The 22,241-nt window shown below is 47.5% G+C and carries 13 protein-coding genes and 3 rRNA genes; 14 read left to right on the forward strand and 2 right to left on the reverse strand.

What is annotated here, in order from left to right; all coding sequences use genetic code 11:
* From dnaA to gyrB, 6 genes are all read left to right on the forward strand, one after another.
* Positions 1–1,347 (forward strand): chromosomal replication initiator protein DnaA, encoded by a 1,347-nt coding sequence (gene dnaA / locus MKZ13_RS00005; RefSeq protein ID WP_062327668.1) that lies wholly within the window; start codon positions 1–3, stop codon positions 1,345–1,347.
* A gap of 220 nt (positions 1,348–1,567) precedes the next feature.
* A complete protein-coding gene (gene dnaN, locus MKZ13_RS00010) occupies positions 1,568–2,710 on the forward strand; it encodes a DNA polymerase III subunit beta (protein ID WP_017691408.1) in 1,143 nt (380 codons plus the stop codon).
* 16 nt (positions 2,711–2,726) lie between these two features.
* Positions 2,727–2,942 (forward strand): S4 domain-containing protein YaaA, encoded by a 216-nt coding sequence (gene yaaA, locus MKZ13_RS00015; protein ID WP_036611994.1) that lies wholly within the window; start codon positions 2,727–2,729, stop codon positions 2,940–2,942.
* Between the two features lie 57 nt (positions 2,943–2,999).
* Positions 3,000–4,112: a DNA replication/repair protein RecF gene (gene recF, locus MKZ13_RS00020; RefSeq protein WP_017691406.1), complete on the forward strand. Its 1,113-nt coding sequence runs from the start codon at positions 3,000–3,002 to the stop codon at positions 4,110–4,112.
* Positions 4,113–4,125: 13 nt separating this feature from the next.
* Positions 4,126–4,374, forward strand: coding sequence for an extracellular matrix/biofilm biosynthesis regulator RemA family protein (locus MKZ13_RS00025; protein ID WP_017691405.1), 249 nt, complete (start codon positions 4,126–4,128; stop codon positions 4,372–4,374).
* A 145-nt stretch (positions 4,375–4,519) separates the two neighbouring features.
* On the forward strand, positions 4,520–6,430 hold the full coding sequence (gyrB, locus tag MKZ13_RS00030; RefSeq protein ID WP_076216622.1) for a DNA topoisomerase (ATP-hydrolyzing) subunit B: 1,911 nt from the start codon (positions 4,520–4,522) through the stop codon (positions 6,428–6,430).
* A gap of 93 nt (positions 6,431–6,523) precedes the next feature.
* On the opposite strand, the gene MKZ13_RS00035 is transcribed toward gyrB, so the two are convergent.
* Entirely contained in the window at positions 6,524–7,471 is a 948-nt protein-coding gene (locus MKZ13_RS00035) for a YheC/YheD family protein (protein WP_339180949.1), read from the reverse strand.
* Positions 7,472–7,897: 426 nt separating this feature from the next.
* Here MKZ13_RS00035 and gyrA point away from each other — a divergent pair, with 426 nt between their 5' ends.
* The 6 genes from gyrA to MKZ13_RS00065 all read left to right on the forward strand — a co-directional run bounded on the left by gyrA (position 7,898) and on the right by MKZ13_RS00065 (position 17,908).
* Positions 7,898–10,462 carry a DNA gyrase subunit A gene (gene gyrA / locus MKZ13_RS00040; protein ID WP_339180952.1) on the forward strand — a complete coding sequence of 855 codons (2,565 nt, stop codon included), beginning with the start codon at positions 7,898–7,900 and terminating at the stop codon, positions 10,460–10,462.
* Between the two features lie 223 nt (positions 10,463–10,685).
* Positions 10,686–11,804 carry an HD-GYP domain-containing protein gene (locus MKZ13_RS00045; protein WP_339180954.1) on the forward strand — a complete coding sequence of 373 codons (1,119 nt, stop codon included), beginning with the start codon at positions 10,686–10,688 and terminating at the stop codon, positions 11,802–11,804.
* A 468-nt stretch (positions 11,805–12,272) separates the two neighbouring features.
* Positions 12,273–13,825: ribosomal RNA gene (locus tag MKZ13_RS00050) — 16S ribosomal RNA — on the forward strand.
* 310 nt (positions 13,826–14,135) lie between these two features.
* Positions 14,136–17,063 (forward strand): 23S ribosomal RNA (locus tag MKZ13_RS00055).
* 75 nt (positions 17,064–17,138) lie between these two features.
* A 5S ribosomal RNA gene (rrf, locus tag MKZ13_RS00060) occupies positions 17,139–17,255 on the forward strand.
* Together the 16S, 23S and 5S rRNA genes form the textbook arrangement of a ribosomal RNA operon.
* 212 nt (positions 17,256–17,467) lie before the next feature.
* Entirely contained in the window at positions 17,468–17,908 is a 441-nt protein-coding gene (locus tag MKZ13_RS00065) for a hypothetical protein (protein WP_221825878.1), read from the forward strand.
* Between the two features lie 654 nt (positions 17,909–18,562).
* Here MKZ13_RS00065 and MKZ13_RS00070 read toward each other — a convergent pair.
* Positions 18,563–19,087, reverse strand: a complete 525-nt coding sequence (locus tag MKZ13_RS00070; protein ID WP_076216777.1) for a hypothetical protein — start codon at positions 19,085–19,087, stop codon at positions 18,563–18,565.
* Positions 19,088–19,580: 493 nt separating this feature from the next.
* Between MKZ13_RS00070 and MKZ13_RS00075 the strand changes: the two genes are divergently transcribed.
* Together MKZ13_RS00075 and MKZ13_RS00080 are read left to right on the forward strand one after the other, a co-directional pair.
* Positions 19,581–19,766 (forward strand): sigma factor G inhibitor Gin, encoded by a 186-nt coding sequence (locus tag MKZ13_RS00075; protein WP_017691396.1) that lies wholly within the window; start codon positions 19,581–19,583, stop codon positions 19,764–19,766.
* Between the two features lie 257 nt (positions 19,767–20,023).
* On the forward strand, positions 20,024–21,850 hold the full coding sequence (locus MKZ13_RS00080) for an aminotransferase class I/II-fold pyridoxal phosphate-dependent enzyme (RefSeq protein ID WP_339180958.1): 1,827 nt from the start codon (positions 20,024–20,026) through the stop codon (positions 21,848–21,850).
* Positions 21,851–22,241 lie beyond the last annotated feature (391 nt).

Here is a 22,241-nt window from a genome sequence, read left to right on the forward strand (position 1 = left end):
GTGGACAGCCATACTTCTGATTTATGGCAGCAAATTTTATCAATCATACAAAACAAACTCAGCAAACCCAGCTTTGACACCTGGTTCAAAGCAACCAAAGCCACCAAGCTGAATGACCGTTCAATCGTCATTTCCGCACCAACCACGTTTGCCGTCGAATGGCTGGAGAGCCGTTACACCAAATTGGTTGGCTCGACGGTATACGAGCTGCTTGGCAAGCAAGTCGATGTGAAATTTGTCATCGAAGAGAACAAGCCTGTTGAACCGGATCCGCAACTGCCAGCACCAACGCCTACAGTTGTACAGGAAGAAGCGGTACTCAGCATGCTGAATCCGAAATATACGTTCGATACATTTGTCATCGGGCCGGGCAACCGTTTTGCCCATGCCGCATCGCTGGCGGTCGCTGAAGCGCCCGCCAAAGCTTACAACCCTCTCTTTCTGTATGGAGGGGTAGGTCTCGGTAAAACTCACTTGATGCATGCGATCGGACATTATGTTCTGGAGCATGATCCGGGCAGCAAAGTCGTTTATTTGTCGTCTGAGAAATTCACGAACGAATTCATTAACTCGATCCGTGACAACCGCGGGGAGAGCTTCCGTAACAAATACCGGAGCGTCGACATTTTGCTCATTGATGATATTCAGTTCTTGGCGGGAAAAGAATCAACACAAGAGGAATTTTTCCATACGTTTAATGCGCTGCATGAGGAACGGAAGCAGATTATCATCTCCAGCGACAGACCACCGAAGGAAATTCCGACACTGGAAGAACGTCTTCGTTCTCGCTTTGAATGGGGGTTAATTACGGATATCCAGCCTCCAGATTTGGAGACGAGGATTGCAATTTTGCGTAAAAAGGCACGTGCGGAAAACTTGGATATTCCGAATGAAGCGATGATGTACATTGCCAACCAGATTGACACCAACATCCGTGAACTGGAAGGCGCCCTGATTCGGGTCGTTGCTTATTCTTCACTGACTAATCAAGATGTAACCACTCATCTGGCAGCTGAAGCACTGAAGGATATTATTCCGTCCAGTCGTCCCAAAATGATCACTATTCATGACATCCAACAAAAGGTCGGCGAGTATTATAGCCTTAAGCTTGAAGATTTCAAAGCACGGAAACGGACCAAGGCAGTTGCTTTTCCAAGACAGATTGCCATGTATCTCTCTCGTGAACTGACAGACTTTTCTCTGCCCAAAATTGGGGAAGCATTCGGAGGACGAGATCACACCACTGTCATACATGCTCACGAAAAGATCTCCCAAGCGATTAAAAACGATCAGGATCTCTATAAAGTTATCAACAACTTAACCGAAAAAATTAAGAATCCAACCTGAACAAGTCCCAAGCCTATGCACAACGTATACACATGTGGATAGGCTTGGGTGTACGGGTTTATACCCACTTATCCACATATTCAGTGCCCCTATTACTATTATTACTAAAAAGATCTTAAAGATATCATCTCCAAAATAGCCATTTCGAAGCTTAGCCTTCGGCCTTTGAAAAACACCTTTAAACACCCCAACACCCAAAAAATCAGCTAGGAGTGAAACCATGAAAATCAGCATAATGAAAAACTACTTAAACGATTCCATACAGCAAGTATCCAAAGCGATCTCAAGCCGTACAACGATTCCGATTCTGAGCGGTATCAAATTCGACGTGAATCATCAAGGTGTAACGTTGACAGCAAGTGACACCGATATATCCATTCAATCCTTCATCCCGCTTGAAGATGGGGATAAAAGCGTAGTTCAGGTAGATCAACCCGGCAGTGTAGTTTTGCCAGCCAAGTTTTTCGTGGAGATCATCAAGAAGCTGCCATCACAGGAAGTACACATGGAAGTCAAAGAGAACTTCAACACCTTTATCTCCGCAGGTGCTACCGAGATTCAACTGGTAGGTCTTGATCCGGAAGAATTCCCGGTATTGCCAAGCATCGAAGAAAACCAAACGGTCTCCATTCCAGGAGATTTGTTGAAAAATATGATCAAACAAACGGTCTTCTCCATTTCCACACATGAGACTACTCCAATCCTGACAGGTGTACTCTGGAGTTTGGGTGACAACGAATTGAAATTTGTGGCAACAGACCGTCACCGTCTTGCTACTCGATCAGCAATGCTGGATAATGCAGAAGGTATCCGCTTCAACAACGTGGTCATTTCCGGTAAAACGCTGAACGAGCTCAGCAAAATTGTTCCGGATCAAAATACCCTTGTGGATATCGTTGTTGCAGATAACCAGGTCCTGTTCAAAATCGACCGTGTATTGTTCTACTCCCGTATTTTGGACGGAACATATCCGGATACTTCTAGAATTATTCCAACGTCATACAAAACAGAACTTGTTTTAGATACAAAAAAATTAAGTGAATCCATTGACCGGGCTTATTTGCTGTCGCGTGAAGAGAAAACAAACATCGTGCGTATGCAGACGATGGATTCGGGATCCGTTGAAATTTCTTCAAGCTCTTCCGAGCTAGGTAAAGTAAGAGAAGAAATCGAACCTGCCGAGTTTACAGGAGATCCGTTAAAAATCTCGTTCAACTCCAAATACATGCTGGATGTGCTGAAAGTTGTTGAAAGTGAGCAGCTGATGATCGCTTTTACAGGAGTCATGAGTCCAATTATCTTGAAACCGCTGGATGACAGTCACAGCCTTTACGTGATATTGCCATATCGGACGACCAACTAACGAAAGGAAGATCACAGTGAACCAAGTTACGATTCGTACGGAATATATTAAGCTTGATCAATTTTTGAAACTGGCTGATTGCATCCCAACTGGAGGTATGGCCAAAGCTCTGCTTCAAGAAGGACTTGTACGTGTGAATAAAGAGCCTGAGGAACGTCGGGGACGGAAGTTATACCCTGGGGATATCGTTGAAGTGGACGGAGAAGGCACATTCGAAGTTGCTGCAGAATAAGAAGACCAGTTCGATCCTGCTGCCTCCTGACGGACGGGATAAAAGGGAGGTTACCGCGTGTTTGTGAACAGCATTGATCTGCAGAATTTCCGCAATTATGAACATCTGAGACTGGATTCTTTTGGTCCCGTAAACTTGTTGATCGGGCAAAATGCCCAAGGCAAGACCAATCTTGCAGAGGCGATTTTTGTACTCGCACTCACCAAAAGCCACCGTACATCCCGTGACAAGGAACTGATTCGTTTCGGTGAGGAACGTGCCAGACTTGCAGCAGAGGTCGACAAAAAGTACGGATCGGTCAAGCTTGAACTATCTTTGTCGCAACAAGGCAAAAAAGCAAAGATTAACGGCTTGGAGCAGCGCAAGTTAAGTGATTTTGTCGGAGCGCTAAATGTTGTGATGTTTGCACCGGAGGATCTGGAGATTGTAAAAGGCACACCGGGGGTCCGCCGCCGGTTTCTTGACATGGAGATCGGACAGGTTGCACCAGGCTACCTGTATCACCTGCAGCAATATCAAAAAGTGCTCGTACAACGAAATAATTTGCTTAAGCAGTTATGGGGAAAAGGGGCATCAGCCCAGACCATGCTTGAGGTGTGGAACGAGCAGTTGGTGGAGCACGGTGTTAAAATCGTCAAAAAAAGGAAACAATTCATAAAGAAACTGCAAAAGTGGGCAGAAACGATTCATCAGGGGATCACCGGAGGCGGAGAAGTCTTGCGGCTGGCCTACCTTCCTTCCTTCAGCGAAGCCGCTGAGGAAGATGAAGCTGTCTTAATGGACCAATTTATGATAAAATTATCACAAATGAAAGAGCAGGAGATTCGCCGAGGCACAACCCTTAGTGGGCCGCATCGGGATGACCTGTCCTTTTTCATTAACGATCGGGAAGTACAAACATATGGCTCGCAGGGGCAGCAGCGCACAACGGCGTTGTCCCTTAAACTTGCGGAAATTGAACTGATTCATGAAGAAATCGGAGAATATCCAGTTCTGTTGCTGGATGATGTTCTGTCCGAGCTGGACCCTTTTCGCCAGACGCAGCTGATCGAAACGTTCCAGAGCAAGGTGCAAACCTTTATTACGGCTACGGGGATCGAGAGCCTGAACGTTGACAAGCTCAAAGATGCCAGTATTTATCACGTTCATGCCGGACAGGTTGAACGCTAAGGAGTGAGGGCTTATGTACATTCATCTGGGCGGTGAGAAGATCATCCGTTCTTCCGAATTGGTCGCTATTTTTGATATATCGATTGAAAAATCCTCAAAGATCTCCAAGCAGTATGTCACGCATGCCGAGCAGGAAAAAACAGTGGAACACATCGGCGAAGAGGAAGCCAAGTCCATTGTGGTGACCAAAAACATTGTGTACTACTCGCCTATTTCCTCAGCCACGCTGAAGAAGCGGGCTCACATTTTTCCGGATCTCTAGCATTGTATGGCATAAAAGATATCTCTTTTGCTGCTTGTCTTTAAATTTGGATAGCTGGCTGAAATGAAGGACGTTGCCTATTTCAGCAAACATTATTAGTTAACGCATATTTACGATATTGAATCTATAGAAGTAGGTGAAAGGCATGTCTATGAATCAACCGTCATATGATGCGAATGAAATTCAGGTCCTTGAAGGATTGGAAGCCGTACGGAAGCGTCCGGGCATGTATATCGGTTCCACCAGTTCCAAGGGCCTGCATCATCTGGTCTGGGAAGTAGTGGACAACAGTATTGACGAAGCGCTTGCAGGTTACTGCGACCATATTGAGGTCAGTATCCATGAAGACAATAGCGTAACTGTCGTCGATAACGGACGGGGTATTCCTGTCGGCGAACATACCAAAATGAAACGTCCTGCACTTGAGGTAGTTATGACTGTCCTCCATGCAGGGGGAAAATTTGGCGGCGGCGGATATAAAGTATCTGGTGGTTTGCATGGTGTTGGTGTGTCCGTTGTGAATGCACTCTCTGAAAAAGTGGTTGTAACGGTTAAACGTGAGGGACATATCTATCAACAGGAATATCGCCGTGGAGCTCCACAGTACGACCTGAAAGTGATCGGTACAACCGATGAAACAGGAACAACGGTTAGATTCCATCCGGACCCTGAAATTTTCACGGAAACAAGAGTTTATGAATATGACATCTTGCTGGCCCGTATTCGTGAGCTGGCGTTCCTGAACAAAGGTATTGGTCTTACACTGACGGATGAGCGTACAGGTGCAACCAACTCATTCCTGTACGAAGGCGGCATTATCGAATACGTCTCCTTCCTCAACCAGAAGCGTGAAGTACTGCATGAGAATCCAATTTACGTTGAAGGTTCCAGAGATAACATCCAGGTGGAAGTTGCTCTGCAATACAATGACAACTACACCGAGAATATCTATTCCTTCGCCAACAATATCAACACCCATGAGGGTGGAACGCATGAATCAGGTTTCAAGAGTGCCCTTACGCGGATTATCAATGATTATGCCCGTAAGGCAGGGGTAATCAAGGACAGCACGGGGAACCTTTCCGGGGATGACGTGCGTGAAGGCTTGACAGCTATTATTTCGGTCAAGATTCCAGAACCGCAATTTGAAGGACAGACCAAGACCAAGCTGGGCAACAGCGAAGTGCGTGGGATTGTCGAATCCTTGTTTGCCGAGAAGCTGCAAGAGTTCCTGGAAGAGAATCCTTCCGTATCCCGTCGCATTTTGGAAAAAGGACTGCAAGCAGCACGTGCGCGTGAAGCTGCCCGTAAAGCCCGTGAACTGACACGTCGTAAAGGTGCACTCGAAGTAAGCTCACTTCCAGGTAAACTGGCAGACTGTTCATCCAAGGATGCTTCAATCAGCGAATTGTACATCGTCGAAGGTGACTCTGCAGGCGGATCAGCGAAGCAAGGCCGGGATCGTCATTTCCAAGCGATTTTGCCGCTGCGTGGTAAGATTTTGAACGTGGAAAAAGCCCGTCTCGACCGGATCTTGGGTAATGCGGAGATTAGAGCAATTATTACGGCAATGGGTACAGGTATTGGTGATGACTTTGATATTGCCAAAGCCCGCTATCACAAAATCATTTTGATGACCGATGCCGACGTCGATGGTGCTCATATCCGAACACTATTGCTGACATTCCTGTATCGGTATATGCGCAAAATCATTGAGGCAGGTTATGTATATATTGCACAACCGCCATTGTTCAAGATTGAGCGTAACAAAGTGATTCGTTATGCCGGTTCCGAGAAAGAGCGCGATGAAATTATTGCAACGCTCGGCGAAAATGCAAAATTCAACGTTCAGCGTTACAAAGGTCTTGGCGAGATGAATGCCGGACAACTGTGGGAAACGACGATGGATCCGGAGAGTCGGACCATGATGCAAGTATCGATTAATGATGCCATCCTTGCTGATACCATGTTTGACACCCTGATGGGGGATAACGTTGAACCGCGTCGTGACTTTATCCAGGAAAATGCAAAATACGTGAAAAACCTCGACATTTAACATACTCAAAGAGGCGCCTGTGAGGGCGCCTTTTTTATATTAGGGAAAGTATGGAACAGATAAGTCGTATACTTAGACTTCCGTATCCCTTTGTTATCTGCGTACACGTTTTTTGGCAGACGAAGCCTGTGCTTTAGGGGATGGACGGGAGCTCTTACCCTTTTTGGAGGGCAAACGACCGTACGCAATGGCATATCGTTTGATCTTCCGGTATGCCTCCTTGTCCGGTAATAAGCCAAAGGCATAAATGCCTGGCAGTGTGTTGACTTCAAGAATCCAGGGACGCCCTGCTTCGTCTAGTGCAATATCAATACCGATCTCTTTGAGCCTTGGAAATGATGTTTGCAACTGCACAGCGGTATGAATACCTAAGCGGTACAGCTCAGTACGAAGTTTTTTGAAGCCATCCTGGTGAAGATGGGGGAGTACGAGTTCTTCATACGTGGCCAATCGTCCACCACCATGAATGTTGGTGATGATTTTGCCCGGGGCAGCAACACGTCCCAGAATACCTGTTGTTTCCCAGTTGTGTTGCAGATTTTTCTGAGTTAACACACGCAAGTCAAAAGGTAAATCTCCATGCTTCATCAGCGAGATTCCCTGTTGAATGATATAATCACGTTCCTGAATGCGATCATTCAGTGCTCGTTCGAGTTCGTCCAGGGAATGAAATGATCTCTCCTCTGTACCGTATTGGAGATGATATGTTGTTATGAGATAGGTAGCTCTGGAGATAACAGCACTTGCTTCGGGTTCATCAGGCAGGCTCCGATCATTGGTTTCTTCCGGAACCTCTGCATCTGTGGTGGAATCCTCGGAATGAACGACTGGTTCGTATAGATGGGTTGTTTTCACCCGCATGACCCCATTACCGTAAGTACCACGGTCCGGTTTGATATAGTTAGACTCAAATAACTCAGTCATTCGTTCCAGAGTTTGACGGCTATATTTTAGGGTCACTGGGATATATTCATTCACAATGCGACTGCGTTGTAACACAGCTGTTTTGGCCCATTTGCTGGAGACGCGTTGGATACCCAAGATTCATCAGTCCTTTCATGTTTTGTTCAGTTCTAAAGAGGGACAGACACGGAGAAATCAAAGGACAAGAGACGATTTCAGTGGTATAATAGAGAAATATGGCGTTTTGTGCGATGAGCTGCACAATTTGCAGTTTGATCGTAGGACGGGAATGGCTTTAGCCTCGGTAGGCACAGTACATATGCCGTTTTTCTAGCATTGTATGTGCAATTGGGGAGGAAGGCAGGGCGTATCCCCAGACACGCGGAAGTTCCCGGAAGAAAGGCTATTGCCCAGCGGACGTTTAATTGTGTAACTTTTGTGAAAGTAATATAATAAAGAGTAGCGTTCTTGCGCGGTTTTAGCCTTGTTAGGCTTTTCACATATAATCAATTTTTTTGCATGACGGAATGGAACGTTTGTTGAAGGACAAGAAGGAGGTCCAGCATGGCGGAAGAAATGAACTCTCAGATTACAGATCGGGATATAGGCGTCGAGATGCGTGAATCGTTTATGGATTATGCGATGAGCATCATCGTTAGCCGTGCCTTACCTGACGTGCGTGATGGATTGAAGCCGGTTCACCGGCGTATTCTGTACGCGATGTCAGAGCTCGGCATGACACCCGATAAACCACATAAAAAATCAGCCAGAATCGTCGGCGAAGTTATCGGTAAGTATCACCCACACGGTGACTCTGCTGTTTACGAGACGATGGTACGGATGGCACAGGATTTCTCCCTGCGTTATATGCATGTAGATGGACATGGTAACTTTGGATCAGTCGATGGTGATATGGCCGCAGCCATGCGTTACACCGAAGCACGTTTGTCCAAGATTGCTATGGAAATGCTCAGAGATATCAACAAGGATACAATTGATTTCCAGCCGAACTATGACGGTGAAGAACATGAGCCAATCGTTCTGCCTGCTCGTTTTCCTAACTTGCTTGTCAACGGGGTCGGCGGAATCGCGGTAGGTATGGCCACCAATATTCCTCCTCATAATCTGGGTGAGGTCATTGATGGTGTACAGGCCATGATTCAAAATCCGGACATTACATCCATGGAGCTCATGGATTACATTCAAGGACCAGACTTCCCTACGTCCGGCTACATTTTGGGCCGCTCAGGCATTCGCCAGGCGTATCAGACCGGACGTGGTTCAGTAACGATGCGGGCCAAAACCAACATCGAAGAGAATAACAACAAGGCGAGAATTATCGTTACGGAGCTGCCTTATCAGGTAAACAAGGCGAGACTCGTTGAGAAAATCGCCGAGTTGGTACGTGATAAGAAGATTGATGGCATTACTGACCTTCGTGATGAGTCTGACCGTAATGGTATGCGGGTTGTAATTGAGCTTCGCAGAGACGTGAATCCGGGGGTTGTCCTGAACAACCTGTACAAACATACATCGATGCAATCCACTTTCGGGATTAACATGCTTGCGATTGTTAATAAAGAACCTAAAATTCTGAACTTGCGCGAAGTGTTGTATCACTATCTGCAGCATCAGATTGAGGTTATTCGCAGACGTACGCAGTTTGAACTGAAAAAGGCTGAAGCTCGTGCACACATTCTAGAAGGTTTGCGTATTGCGCTGGATCATATTGACGAGATTATTACGTTGATTCGTTCATCCAGTAATGCGGATGCAGCCAGAGAAGGTTTGATTGAGCGGTTCTCACTCAGTCATGATCAGGCTCAAGCTATTCTCGATATGCGTCTGCAACGACTCACAGGTCTGGAACGCGAACGTATTGAAAATGAATATAACGAACTGATGGTCAAAATCAGAGAGTATCGCGAAATTCTGGCCAACGAGCACCTTGTACTTGAGATTATCAGTACAGAGCTGCAAGAAATTCGTGATCGCTTCAGCGATGATCGTCGTACGGAGATCACTGTAGGTGAAGAAAGTATTCTGGATGAGGACCTGATTCCACGTGAAGAGGTTATCATTACGATTACTCATACAGGCTACGTGAAACGTCTGCCGGTATCCACATACCGCAGCCAGAAACGTGGTGGACGTGGGGTCGTGGGTATGGATACGAAAGATACCGACTTTGTCGAGCATCTGTTTGTGACCAACTCTCACAACTACCTCATGTTCTTCACCGACAAAGGTAAAGTGTATCGTCTCAAAGCTTACGAGATTCCAGAGCTTGGACGTACCGCACGGGGAACGCCGATTATCAACCTGATCCAGATCGAGCAGGGCGAATCGGTCAATGCCGTAATTCCGGTTCAGGAATTCGAAAGTGACAGATACTTGTTCTTTGCTACCCGCCAAGGGGTTGTGAAGAAGACGCCACTTGAGGATTACACCAATATTCGCAAAGGCGGCTTGATCGGTATTTCCTTACGTGATGATGACGTTCTGATCGATGTTAAGCTGACCGATGGATTGCAAGAGATCATCATGGGTACAGCTCACGGAATGTCTATTCGATTCTCGGAAGGTAATGTACGTTCCATGGGACGTAGCGCAACCGGGGTTAAGGGGATTACATTGGATGCACAGGATGCTGTTATCGGCATGGATGTAGTTGATAAAGAGCTTGATGTTCTGATCGTTACAGCCAAAGGTTACGGTAAACGTACACCTGTCAGTGATTATCGGATGCAGACTCGTGGCGGTAAAGGGATCAAGACTATTAATGTCACAGAGAAGAACGGCTCAGTCGTCAGCCTCAAAATGGTTAAAACCGAAGAGGATCTGATGATTATCACGTCCAGCGGTACGTTGATCCGGATGAGCATGGAAGGCATATCCACTATGGGACGATACACGCAGGGTGTGAAGCTGATTCATATTCGTGACGAGGATTCAGTAGCCACAGTCAGCCGAATTGACAAAAATGAAGAGGAACCAGACGATGAGTCGCTTGAAGGCTTGGAAGGCGAGGAGTCCCAAGCTCCGGTAGTAAGCTTGGAAGAAGGCACCGTTTCTGACGCTGAGGTTAATGAAGTTGAGGGTGACGACGATTCCGGTTCGGAAGCATAAAATAGAATTTTATAAAGACTGATCTCTTGGAGATTGGAAGAAGATTGCAAGGGCTCCCATGGGGAGCCCTTTTGTTTGTAAAAAGGCAGCTCCTCTTTTATTCGTCCGAATCTGGGATGTACAGCCTGATTCCTGAGTAATATAATGGGAAATATCATGAAAAACCGGGACTATGGTCTTGTTTGTTATTAACATAGAAGAACGATGAGTGAGGGGAATATACATGGGATTAATCACCCTGTCAGAGGTCAAACCAGGACTCAAACTTGGGAGTGATGTGCAAACACTTCGCGGCAACGTTCTGCTTCAGAAGGGAAAAGTCATTTTACCCAAGGACATGGAAGTGCTCAGAGCCTTTATGATTCAACAGGTAGATATTGAACAAGAAAGATTGGGGTCGAGTAGTACAGGCAGCAAAGGTGCATCTGTGTCAGCAGGAAGTTCTGCCAATGACAACAATGGTGAACGGGCAGGGAAGACAGGGAACGTCACTACAGCTCCTGTAGTAACGTCTTTGCAGGATGAGTATGAGAAGATGGTCGGACTAACGAAAAATGCTTTCCTGTCCTCTCTGGCGGCCGAATTACCGGTCTATGAGTTACGTACACAGTTGGAGTCTGTGTTTGCACATCTCAAACAATATAATGTGCTTACCTTCACTCCACGAGTAATACAAGAACATGATTATGTATATCACCATGCCGTACTGAGTGCAATCACATCCTATCAACTGGCACAATGGATTGATCTCCCCTCCAAGGATTGGATGCAAGTGGCCTTTGCAGGCTTGTTCCATGATATTGGTAACAACAAGGTAGATCCGCAGATTCTCCATAAACCATCCACGTTGACGGCTGCAGAGCAGGAAGAGATTCGTCAGCATACGAAATATGGGTATCAGATCCTTAAACAGGCAAAGGCCATTAATGAGGGAGCCAGGCTTGCAGCTTTGCAGCATCATGAAAAAGTGGATGGATCAGGCTACCCGTTGCAGCTTAGTGGGACGCAGATTCACATTTATGCCAAGATTGTAGCTATCGCTGATATTTTCCACGCCATGACACTGGAGAAGATCTACCGCAAGGCACAATCACCTTACCTAGTCCTAGAACAGATCCAAAGTGAGGCATTTGGGAAATTGGATCCTGCAATTGTAAGAGTATTTGTTCAACGGTCGACCCAGATCCATAACGGCATCCGAGTAAAACTCAGCAATAACCAGATTGGTGAGATTGTATTCTCTGATCGAGATCATCCTACAAGGCCTATGGTGTCAGTAGAGGGAACCATCATTAACCTGATGCAGCAACGGCAGCTTCACATCCAAGAGGTTATCGGATAACAATAGATATTAAAGTAATCTTGATGAGAGGGCCCTTCTTTTATAGAAAGGCCTTTTAAGTGAGATAAATGTGGGAATGTAGAAAAACCAGTAAGATTATAGACAGATATATATAATTACTCGAAAAAAGACTTGCAATGCATATCTGTACATGGTATATTCTAATTCCGGCCAAGAAAACACAGTTTACACGGTGCGGCAAGCGAATGGAATAAGCTTCGAAAGAAACTTAAAAAAAGAGCTTGCAAAGTTGGTTCGGATGTGATAAGATATAAAAGTTACTGAGGAGAACAACACTCGGTAGCAAAATAAGTTTGATCTTTGAAAACTGAACAACGAGTGAGTAAACATTCTGCTTGCAGAATGAACGCGAAAGTTGAAACAAGCCTTGGCTTGAATCAGCTGGAGCACAAATGAGATTTTTAATCTCGTCAGATTCAAAATGAGCTTATCGCTCTTTTCAATACTTTATTGGAGAGTTTGATCCTGGCTCAGGACGAACGCTGGCGGCATGCCTAATACATGCAAGTCGAGCGGAGTTGATAGGAAGCTTGCTTCCTTGATACTTAGCGGCGGACGGGTGAGTAACACGTAGGCAACCTGCCCTCAAGTTTGGGACAACTACCGGAAACGGTAGCTAATACCGAATAGTTGTTTTCTTCGCCTGAAGGAAACTGGAAAGACGGAGCAATCTGTCACTTGGGGATGGGCCTGCGGCGCATTAGCTAGTTGGTGGGGTAACGGCTCACCAAGGCGACGATGCGTAGCCGACCTGAGAGGGTGATCGGCCACACTGGGACTGAGACACGGCCCAGACTCCTACGGGAGGCAGCAGTAGGGAATCTTCCGCAATGGGCGAAAGCCTGACGGAGCAATGCCGCGTGAGTGATGAAGGTTTTCGGATCGTAAAGCTCTGTTGCCAGGGAAGAACGCTTGGGAGAGTAACTGCTCTCAAGGTGACGGTACCTGAGAAGAAAGCCCCGGCTAACTACGTGCCAGCAGCCGCGGTAATACGTAGGGGGCAAGCGTTGTCCGGAATTATTGGGCGTAAAGCGCGCGCAGGCGGTCATTTAAGTCTGGTGTTTAATCCCGGGGCTCAACCCCGGATCGCACTGGAAACTGGGTGACTTGAGTGCAGAAGAGGAGAGTGGAATTCCACGTGTAGCGGTGAAATGCGTAGATATGTGGAGGAACACCAGTGGCGAAGGCGACTCTCTGGGCTGTAACTGACGCTGAGGCGCGAAAGCGTGGGGAGCAAACAGGATTAGATACCCTGGTAGTCCACGCCGTAAACGATGAGTGCTAGGTGTTAGGGGTTTCGATACCCTTGGTGCCGAAGTTAACACATTAAGCACTCCGCCTGGGGAGTACGGTCGCAAGACTGAAACTCAAAGGAATTGACGGGGACCCGCACAAGCAGTGGAGTATGTGGTTTAATTCGAAGCAACGCGAAGAACCTTACCAGGTCTTGACATCCCTCTGATCGATGCAGAGATGTATCTTTCCTTCGGGACAGAGGAGACAGGTGGTGCATGGTTGTCGTCAGCTCGTGTCGTGAGATGTTGGGTTAAGTCCCGCAACGAGCGCAACCCTTATATTTAGTTGCCAGCACTTCGGGTGGGCACTCTAGATAGACTGCCGGTGACAAACCGGAGGAAGGTGGGGATGACGTCAAATCATCATGCCCCTTATGACCTGGGCTACACACGTACTACAATGGCCGGTACAACGGGCTGCGAAATCGCGAGATGGAGCCAATCCCAACAAAGCCGGTCTCAGTTCGGATTGCAGGCTGCAACTCGCCTGCATGAAGTCGGAATTGCTAGTAATCGCGGATCAGCATGCCGCGGTGAATACGTTCCCGGGTCTTGTACACACCGCCCGTCACACCACGAGAGTTTATAACACCCGAAGTCGGTGGGGTAACCGCAAGGAGCCAGCCGCCGAAGGTGGGATAGATGATTGGGGTGAAGTCGTAACAAGGTAGCCGTATCGGAAGGTGCGGCTGGATCACCTCCTTTCTATGGAGAATCGTTTCCCGAGTGGAAACATTCAAAACTGCAGCTTAGCTGCAAAACACTCACTCGTTGCTCAGTTTTGAGAGCTCAAACTCTCAAACAGCTTGCTTTTGCATGGAGCTTGTTCTTTGAAAACTAGATATCGAAACGAAACAAACGCGAATTAGAACATTCCTTTTTAGCTGAACTTGTGTTAAACAAGTTTAAATAAAAACGGTAGTTAAATTGCTTTTGTGATGGTATTGAATGGGAGTGACTTTTGGCTTTGCGCAAGCAAAACAAGGGAAGCGAGCAGTCAAAACCGGAACAAAATGGTTAAGCTACTAAGAGCACACGGAGGATGCCTAGGCGCTAGGAGCCGATGAAGGACGTGGCGAACAACGAAACTGCCTCGGGGAGCTGTAAGCAAGCTTTGATCCGGGGGTGTCCGAATGGGGAAACCCAGCTGGGGTAATTTCCAGTTACACCTAACTGAATACATAGGTTAGTGTGAGGCATACCAGGGGAACTGAAACATCTAAGTACCCTGAGGAAGAGAAAACAATAGTGATTCCGTCAGTAGCGGCGAGCGAACGCGGAGAAGCCCAAACCAAAGAGCTTGCTCTTTGGGGTTGTGGGACGTCTCACATGGAGTTACAAAGGAACCGGTTAAGCGAAGAGGTCTGGAAAGGCCCGCCAAAGAAGGTAAAAGCCCTGTAGTTGAAAGTCTGTTCCCTCCGAGACGGATCCCGAGTAGTGCGGGGCACGTGAAACCCCGTATGAATCCGGCAGGACCATCTGCCAAGGCTAAATACTTCCTAGCGACCGATAGTGAAGCAGTACCGTGAGGGAAAGGTGAAAAGCACCCCGGAAGGGGAGTGAAATAGAACCTGAAACCGTGTGCTTACAAAAAGTCAGAGCCCGTTTTAGGGGTGATGGCGTGCCTTTTGTAGAATGAACCGGCGAGTTACGTTCCCGTGCAAGGTTAAGGTGAAGAGCCGGAGCCGCAGCGAAAGCGAGTCTGAATAGGGCGACTTAGTACGTGGACGTAGACCCGAAACCGGGTGATCTACCCCTGTCCAGGGTGAAGGTGCGGTAACACGCACTGGAGGCCCGAACCCACGCATGTTGAAAAATGCGGGGATGAGGTGGGGGTAGCGGAGAAATTCCAATCGAACTCGGAGATAGCTGGTTCTCCCCGAAATAGCTTTAGGGCTAGCCTCGGAAAACAGAGTCGTGGAGGTAGAGCACTGATTGGGTGCGGGGCCCGCAAGGGTTACCAAGCTCAGTCAAACTCCGAATGCCATAGACTTACTTCCGGGAGTCAGACAGTGAGTGCTAAGATCCATTGTCAAAAGGGAAACAGCCCAGACCATCAGCTAAGGTCCCCAAGTGTGTGTTAAGTGGGAAAGGATGTGGAGTTGCACAGACAACCAGGATGTTGGCTTAGAAGCAGCCATCATTGAAAGAGTGCGTAATAGCTCACTGGTCGAGTGACTCTGCGCCGAAAATGTAACGGGGCTAAACACACCACCGAAGCTATGGCTTGATGCTTTGCATCAGGGGTAGGGGAGCGTTGTATAAGGGTTGAAGGTGTACCGTAAGGAGCGCTGGACATTATACAAGTGAGAATGCCGGTATGAGTAACGAAAAGATCAGTGAGAATCTGATCCGCCGAAAGCCTAAGGGTTCCTGAGGAAGGCTCGTCCGCTCAGGGTAAGTCGGGACCTAAGGCGAGGCCGAAAGGCGTAGTCGAAGGACAACAGGTCGAAATTCCTGTACCACCGTAAGCCGTTATGAGCAATGGGGGGACGCAGTAGGGTAGTGACGCGGACTGATGGATGTCCGTCTAAGCAGTGAGGCTGATGTGTAGGCAAATCCGCACATTGTAAGGCTGAGCTGTGATGGGGAGCGAAAATTGTAGTAGCGAAGGTCATGATCTCACACTGCCAAGAAAAGCCTCTAGCCAGGTGATGGTGCCCGTACCGCAAACCGACACAGGTAGGCGAGAAGAGTATTCTAAGGCGCGCGGAAGAACTCTCGTTAAGGAACTCGGCAAAATGACCCCGTAACTTCGGGAGAAGGGGTGCCCCGGTAGTGTGAATAGCACGAGGGGGCCGCAGTGAAAAGGCCCAAGCGACTGTTTAGCAAAAACACAGGTCTGTGCGAAGCCGTAAGGCGAAGTATACGGGCTGACGCCTGCCCGGTGCTGGAAGGTTAAGGGGAGTGGTTAGGGAGTAATCCCGAAGCTGTGAACCGAAGCCCCAGTAAACGGCGGCCGTAACTATAACGGTCCTAAGGTAGCGAAATTCCTTGTCAGGTAAATTCTGACCCGCACGAATGGCGTAACGACTTGGGCGCTGTCTCAACGAGAGATCCGGTGAAATTTTAATACCTGTGAAGATGCAGGTTACCCGCGACAAGACGGAAAGACCCCATGGAGCTTTACTGCAGCTTGATATTGAATTTGGGTACGATCTGTACAGGATAGGTGGGAGCCTTTGAAGTGTGAGCGCCAGCTTGCATGGAGGCAACGTTGGGATACCACCCTGATCGTATCTAGGTTCTAACCTGGTACCGTAATCCGGTGCGGGGACAGTGTCAGGTGGGCAGTTTGACTGGGGCGGTCGCCTCCTAAAGAGTAACGGAGGCGCCCAAAGGTTCCCTCAGAATGGTTGGAAATCATTCGAAGAGTGCAAAGGCATAAGGGAGCTTGACTGCGAGACCTACAAGTCGAGCAGGGACGAAAGTCGGGCTTAGTGATCCGGTGGTACCGCATGGAAGGGCCATCGCTCAACGGATAAAAGCTACCCTGGGGATAACAGGCTTATCTCCCCCAAGAGTCCACATCGACGGGGAGGTTTGGCACCTCGATGTCGGCTCATCGCATCCTGGGGCTGAAGTAGGTCCCAAGGGTTGGGCTGTTCGCCCATTAAAGCGGTACGCGAGCTGGGTTCAGAACGTCGTGAGACAGTTCGGTCCCTATCTGTCGTGGGCGTAGGAAATTTGAGAGGAGCTGTCCTTAGTACGAGAGGACCGGGATGGACGTACCGCTGGTGTACCAGTTGTTCCGCCAGGAGCACCGCTGGGTAGCTATGTACGGACGGGATAAACGCTGAAAGCATCTAAGCGTGAAGCCCCCCTCAAGATGAGATTTCCCAGTATGTAAGACCCCTTGAAGACGACGAGGTAGATAGGCTGGGGGTGGAAGTGCAGCAATGCATGGAGCTGACCAGTACTAATCGGTCGAGGGCTTATCCAATAGCAAGTGATAATTCGCATGTTTCGTTTCGAATCTAGTTTTCAGAGAACAACACTCTGAAATGTAAGCTACGCGTTTGGTGGCGATGGCGGAGGGGTTCCACACGTACCCATCCCGAACACGACCGTTAAGCCCTCTAGCGCCGATGGTACTTGGACCGCAGGGTCCTGGGAGAGTAGGACGCCGCCAAGCAAAGAACCACTGCCGATGTTATTCGGTGGTGGTTTTTATTTGTTTACAAGGATTAAATATGATAAGTGGAAGCTCTGACATGATCGATACTGGAAGGTAACATTTTTGTTACGGATAACAGCGGCAAAACCAGTATAATAGGACTATGTTAAATATGCTAAAAGTACCTGACCACAGAGCTGGAATGTGCAGCTGTGAAAAGGAGGGTGTGTGTGTTAAGTTGGCGGAGACTTGGACTACAATCATTTCTGTTGCTTTGTTTGACCGTTGTTCTGGCAGGATGCGGTGAAGCTTCAGGATCTGTATGGACTTCATATGAAGGTGCGGTGAACGAGAAGAGTTTTCCGGTACCTAAAGTAGCGAATAAATCTGACCAGTCTGAAAATAATTCGGATATGGATTATGTTCGATATACGCTGTCTGGTATTAGTGAAAGTACTAGCTTGCCTGAGGTATATCTAGACGAGATTAAAAGCTGGGGTTGGACAGAGAGGCAAGCCAAGGGTACATCCAATGAATCCAGTACCTTGCGTGTATTTGCAAAGGAAGGACATACTGTGCATTTAGCAGTACATGATGGTTCCTTTACACTAATGGTTCCTAGAAATGATGCTACTCAAGCGACAGTTAAATCATTGGCTGAAGACGATTGAGTTGTTGCGGGTAAGGTTGTATATGATTAATTAACGTTGTGATGTTCCTTATAATATAGTAAAGCTCCCGTGTACTTGATCGGGGGCTTTTTGTTATTTGGAGAAGTAGGCTTTAGTAATGATGGGAGAACCTATGACGTATGGTGGATCAGAGGTCATACAGGTTCAGAAGGAATGAGCAGTTTCTTTGGTACACGTAAAGGTGGTATGGGTGCTTGAAGCATAGGGGAGTGTAGAGCGTTAAAAGTAGAGGGGGAGAGAGATAAGTTGTATAAAGGTATTGAAGTAATGAACGGCTGATGGAAAGCAGCTAGAAGACATATAGAGCTTAGAGTGAGCAATAGATCGCTCAAAGGTGCAAGATCTACGAGATATCTGGGGTTATGAGGATATGGAGCAGCGGGAGGAAAAGAGGAGAAGAACGGAGCCTCGAGTGGGGATAACTCATTTTAATATACCCATACTGTGGATAAGGGATAAGACGGGGACGAAAAATAAAGGTTATCCACAGTGGATAACCTTTATTTGAGCATGTGAGGCTGAGTCAACTGAACGATACACGATCATGATTTTGCACCAGATTATTCGAAGGACTCAGCGATTATGTATTACAGGTAAGTAAGGTACATTCAGTATTGCATAAATGAGGGAGCGTTATTGCAGATAGTATGAGACATCTTGTTCATTCAATTTGATGAGTCCATCTTTGCGCTCACGGGAGAGTACCATTACAACATACAAGCGAGGACCCAGCAACCACAAATGCCAGAAGATCAGCGAGAGGGTGAAGGACAATGGGGACCATATCAAACATACTGTAATGATACATAGTCCAATCCAGCTCATATTAAGATGTACCCGGACAAACATACGGAAGCTGAAATGCTGATCAGGGATATAACCTAACCAGGGCATACGCAGATTCCAGCGCCAGCGCTTGGCGTAAGAGGTACGGACCAGCAGTAATATCGTTCTGGCGATGACATAATGAATCCAGATGGTGATTGGACCTGCCAGTACAAAAAAGAAGAGGCCAGTCCAGGAGAAGGCGAGTAGATTGAATAAGAGCATGATGACCGGCAGACACAGATAGCTGTAAATGACACTGCGGGCGATAGCCTTTTTTTTCAGAAGCCGGTATTGATAAAATGTTGCTTTATTCTCCGGTTCGGCGATCATACGATTATATATCCTCCTTCGGATTCACGTTTGTGTGGGTATTCGTTTTCTTACACGAGTAAAAGGAAATGAATCATGCATGTATGTATATATGAACCTTGTATCTCACGCCATGACAATTGTACAAGTTATTGAGATTCGACGGAACTTATCTCAGTATACTCCCGAATACACGGACTGTCAGGCTTTGATATCGTTATCATGTATTATATATCGGCTGAGATTCCAAGTTTTTTTAAGGAAATTGAATATAAGTTTGATTCAGACCAAGGGATACGTGATGTTGAGGTAAATGCAATGGAATATAGGATAACTGTATATACATAAGCAGGAGATATTCTTGTAGGGGGAATGAACGTATTTTTCGGTACAGACACCCAAGAGGGGGTGGGCGAATATATATATTTTATAGAAAGAAAGCACTATGAAAATGTTTAAAATAATAGAAACTGTGCAATACTGATAGTAAACGTAAAACAAGGTGGGATGGTTCATGGAAGAACATGCCGAACACACATGTATTATCTGCGAGCAAAGAAAAAGAGAAGGCATTTTTATTGTATCTGAATTCATATGTGACACTTGTGAAGCAGAAATGGTTCATACCGACGCGCAGGATGCCAAGTACAATTATTTTATTCATCAGATGAAACAGATTTGGGTACAAAAGAACGCATAATAAATGTTGCTAATAGAAGTAGAAGCGAAACATCACATTGTTAACGATGCTGATGTGTATAGAGGCCCAATGGGCCTTTTTCTGTTTGTATGAGGAGGAGTGTCTTGTTTGCCATCTTGGGAAGGCGTATGCTGATATAATGGTATAGATCATTTGTAGTAGAGCGTGTGGAGATGGGGAAGAAGGGCGTCCCTTGGATTAGAAAGCATTTTGGAGCGCATAGGGTGCACATTATATATGTACAGGATGGTTATTTCATGGATCATAAAAATAAATCAAGTAGAGCCCCTTTATATGAAGCGTTGCTTGCGTATCGTGATTCGAAGCAGCGTTCTTTTCATGTGCCTGGGCATAAGAATGGACAAGCTTACCGACATTTGCTGGACCAAGCAGAAGCAGGGCAATTTCCCTCTAAATATATCGTCAATGAGGAACATCAACACAACGGAGAGATTCAGAGCGATGCAGGGGGGGACGTTAACCGAAGGATAGAGCAATTCAGCTCGATGGATGAACATGGGACTGATCTGGAGAGCGAGAGACGTTTTGATGGCGAAGGGAATCTGTCGGAAATAGGATTGGTGCCGGATCGTTCATTTCTGGAGATGATGGAGATGGATGTTACGGAGATTACGGGCACCGACGATTTGCATCATCCGGAAGGTGTGATCCAGGAAGCACAGGAGCTTGCGGCAGATTGTTTTGGTGCTGAGGAGAGTTTCTTCCTTGTGGGAGGCAGTACAGCAGGTAATCTGTCCTTACTGCTCACCGTATGTGATGAGCCAAACAGTATTGTACTGGTGCAACGGAATGTGCACAAATCCGTTATTCACGGGTTAATGCTGGCGGGAGCAAGAGCTGTATTTCTGGAGCCGTGGGTTGATCCTGTGTCTGGACTTGCGGTCATGCCGTCGGTGGAGACGGTTCAGGCTGCTGTCCAGTCCTTTCCTGAGGCAAAGGGCGTGTTAGTTACTTTGCCTAATTACTACGGCATGGGCGCAGATCTGACGCCCATAGCCGAGGTGTGCCACCCTGCTGGCATGCCATTGCTCGTGGATGAAGCGCATGGCGCGCATTATGGGCAGCATTCGGAGCTGCCTGTCTCTGCATTGTCATGCGGAGCAGACGGTGTCGTGCAGTCGACGCATAAGATGCTGACGGCTTTCACCATGGGTGCCATGCTGCACATTCAGGGATCACGGTTAAACCGGTCCCTGTTAAGGCAGCGCCTGGCCATGGTGCAAAGCTCAAGCCCATCATACCCAGTGATGGCTTCGCTTGATCTGGCGCGCCAGCTGCTGCACGTGCAGGGCGCGAACACCTTCACGGCGGGGCTCGCCGCCGTGAAGGCCTTTAAGCGCGGCCTCGCGGAGCTGCCGCGCTTTCAGTTGCTGCAGCCTGCACAGCCGCTGCAGCCAGAACCGCCAGCCGGAACAGCGAAGCCGGCTGGCATGTCCGTGTCCGCTGCGCAGCAGACACGGGAGGGCCTGACCGCGGCGGCGATGCCAGCTGCCGCGGGGTATACCGCTCAGGACCCATTCAAGGCCGTCATCTATGACGGCGCAGGGGTGCTGAGCGGTTATGGGCTACAGCAGCAGCTGGAAGCATGCGGCTGTGTGCCTGAGATGAGCGACGAACGGTATGTCGTCTTGCTCTTCAGCCTGGGCTCAACGGTGCAAGATGCTCAGCACCTGTTGCAGGCTTTACACCATATCAGCTCTGCCAACAGGCATGAGCAGGTTCAATCTAATGCAGAGTCATCGCAACAGCTTGCGAAAGACTCGGCCCATTATATTTCCACGTGGAACAATTTACAAGAAAACACTCGCTACTCGGAACCAATCTCCTTTACACTGCAACCGATTGTGGAGACGGATACGATCAATGTCCCGATAGAAGAAAGCGCGGGTTGTCGATCAGCCGAGATGGTTATTCCATACCCTCCAGGGATTCCGCTTGTATATCCGGGTGAGCGTATTAGTCCATCGATGGTGGCTCGTATACAACTCCTGCGGGATGAGGGTGCAAAGTTTCATGGGGTATCCGATGCATCTCTACAGTCATTGAGGGTCATGAAGGATTGAAGGACAGATGAAAAACTGAATTGCATTCACCAATAGGTAGTCTATATGCCAATACGGATAGCGATACCGGACCCTACACATGTGTGGGTCTCTTGGTCATTAATCTAGTTGCTAGGGTGTGTCTTCAAAATCAGGCATGCAATACGTTGAAGGATGTCAGGGTCCAACATCTTGAAGTCAAGGATTGCTGATTCTGGCGAATTGTCCAGACGATTTTCTAAGGAAGCGAGGACGTCTTATTTAGCTTTCGAGTCCTCCTTTTATTTTGTAAGGAACCTGAGACACATTATTAACCAAATTCACCTAACAAACACGCTGTAAAGGCTGGTTTTCCAATATACCGTGTTTCAGATTCCTTAGATTGCTGCGGGCGCTTCAAATCGCTGAATAA

Origin of the sequence: Paenibacillus sp. FSL R5-0701 (assembly GCF_037973995.1) — a bacterium.
Lineage (GTDB): Bacteria > Bacillota > Bacilli > Paenibacillales > Paenibacillaceae > Paenibacillus.

Coding starts and splice junctions, on each gene's coding strand:
- MKZ13_RS00025 (WP_017691405.1), top strand. CDS start 4,126: ATGTACATTCATCTGGGCGGTGAGAAGATCATCCGTTCTTCCGAATTG.
- gyrA (WP_339180952.1), top strand. CDS start 7,898: ATGGCGGAAGAAATGAACTCTCAGATTACAGATCGGGATATAGGCGTC.
- MKZ13_RS00070 (WP_076216777.1), bottom strand. CDS start 19,087: ATGATCGCCGAACCGGAGAATAAAGCAACATTTTATCAATACCGGCTT.
- MKZ13_RS00075 (WP_017691396.1), top strand. CDS start 19,581: ATGGAAGAACATGCCGAACACACATGTATTATCTGCGAGCAAAGAAAA.
- gyrB (WP_076216622.1), top strand. CDS start 4,520: ATGTCTATGAATCAACCGTCATATGATGCGAATGAAATTCAGGTCCTT.
- MKZ13_RS00080 (WP_339180958.1), top strand. CDS start 20,024: ATGGATCATAAAAATAAATCAAGTAGAGCCCCTTTATATGAAGCGTTG.
- MKZ13_RS00045 (WP_339180954.1), top strand. CDS start 10,686: ATGGGATTAATCACCCTGTCAGAGGTCAAACCAGGACTCAAACTTGGG.
- dnaN (WP_017691408.1), top strand. CDS start 1,568: ATGAAAATCAGCATAATGAAAAACTACTTAAACGATTCCATACAGCAA.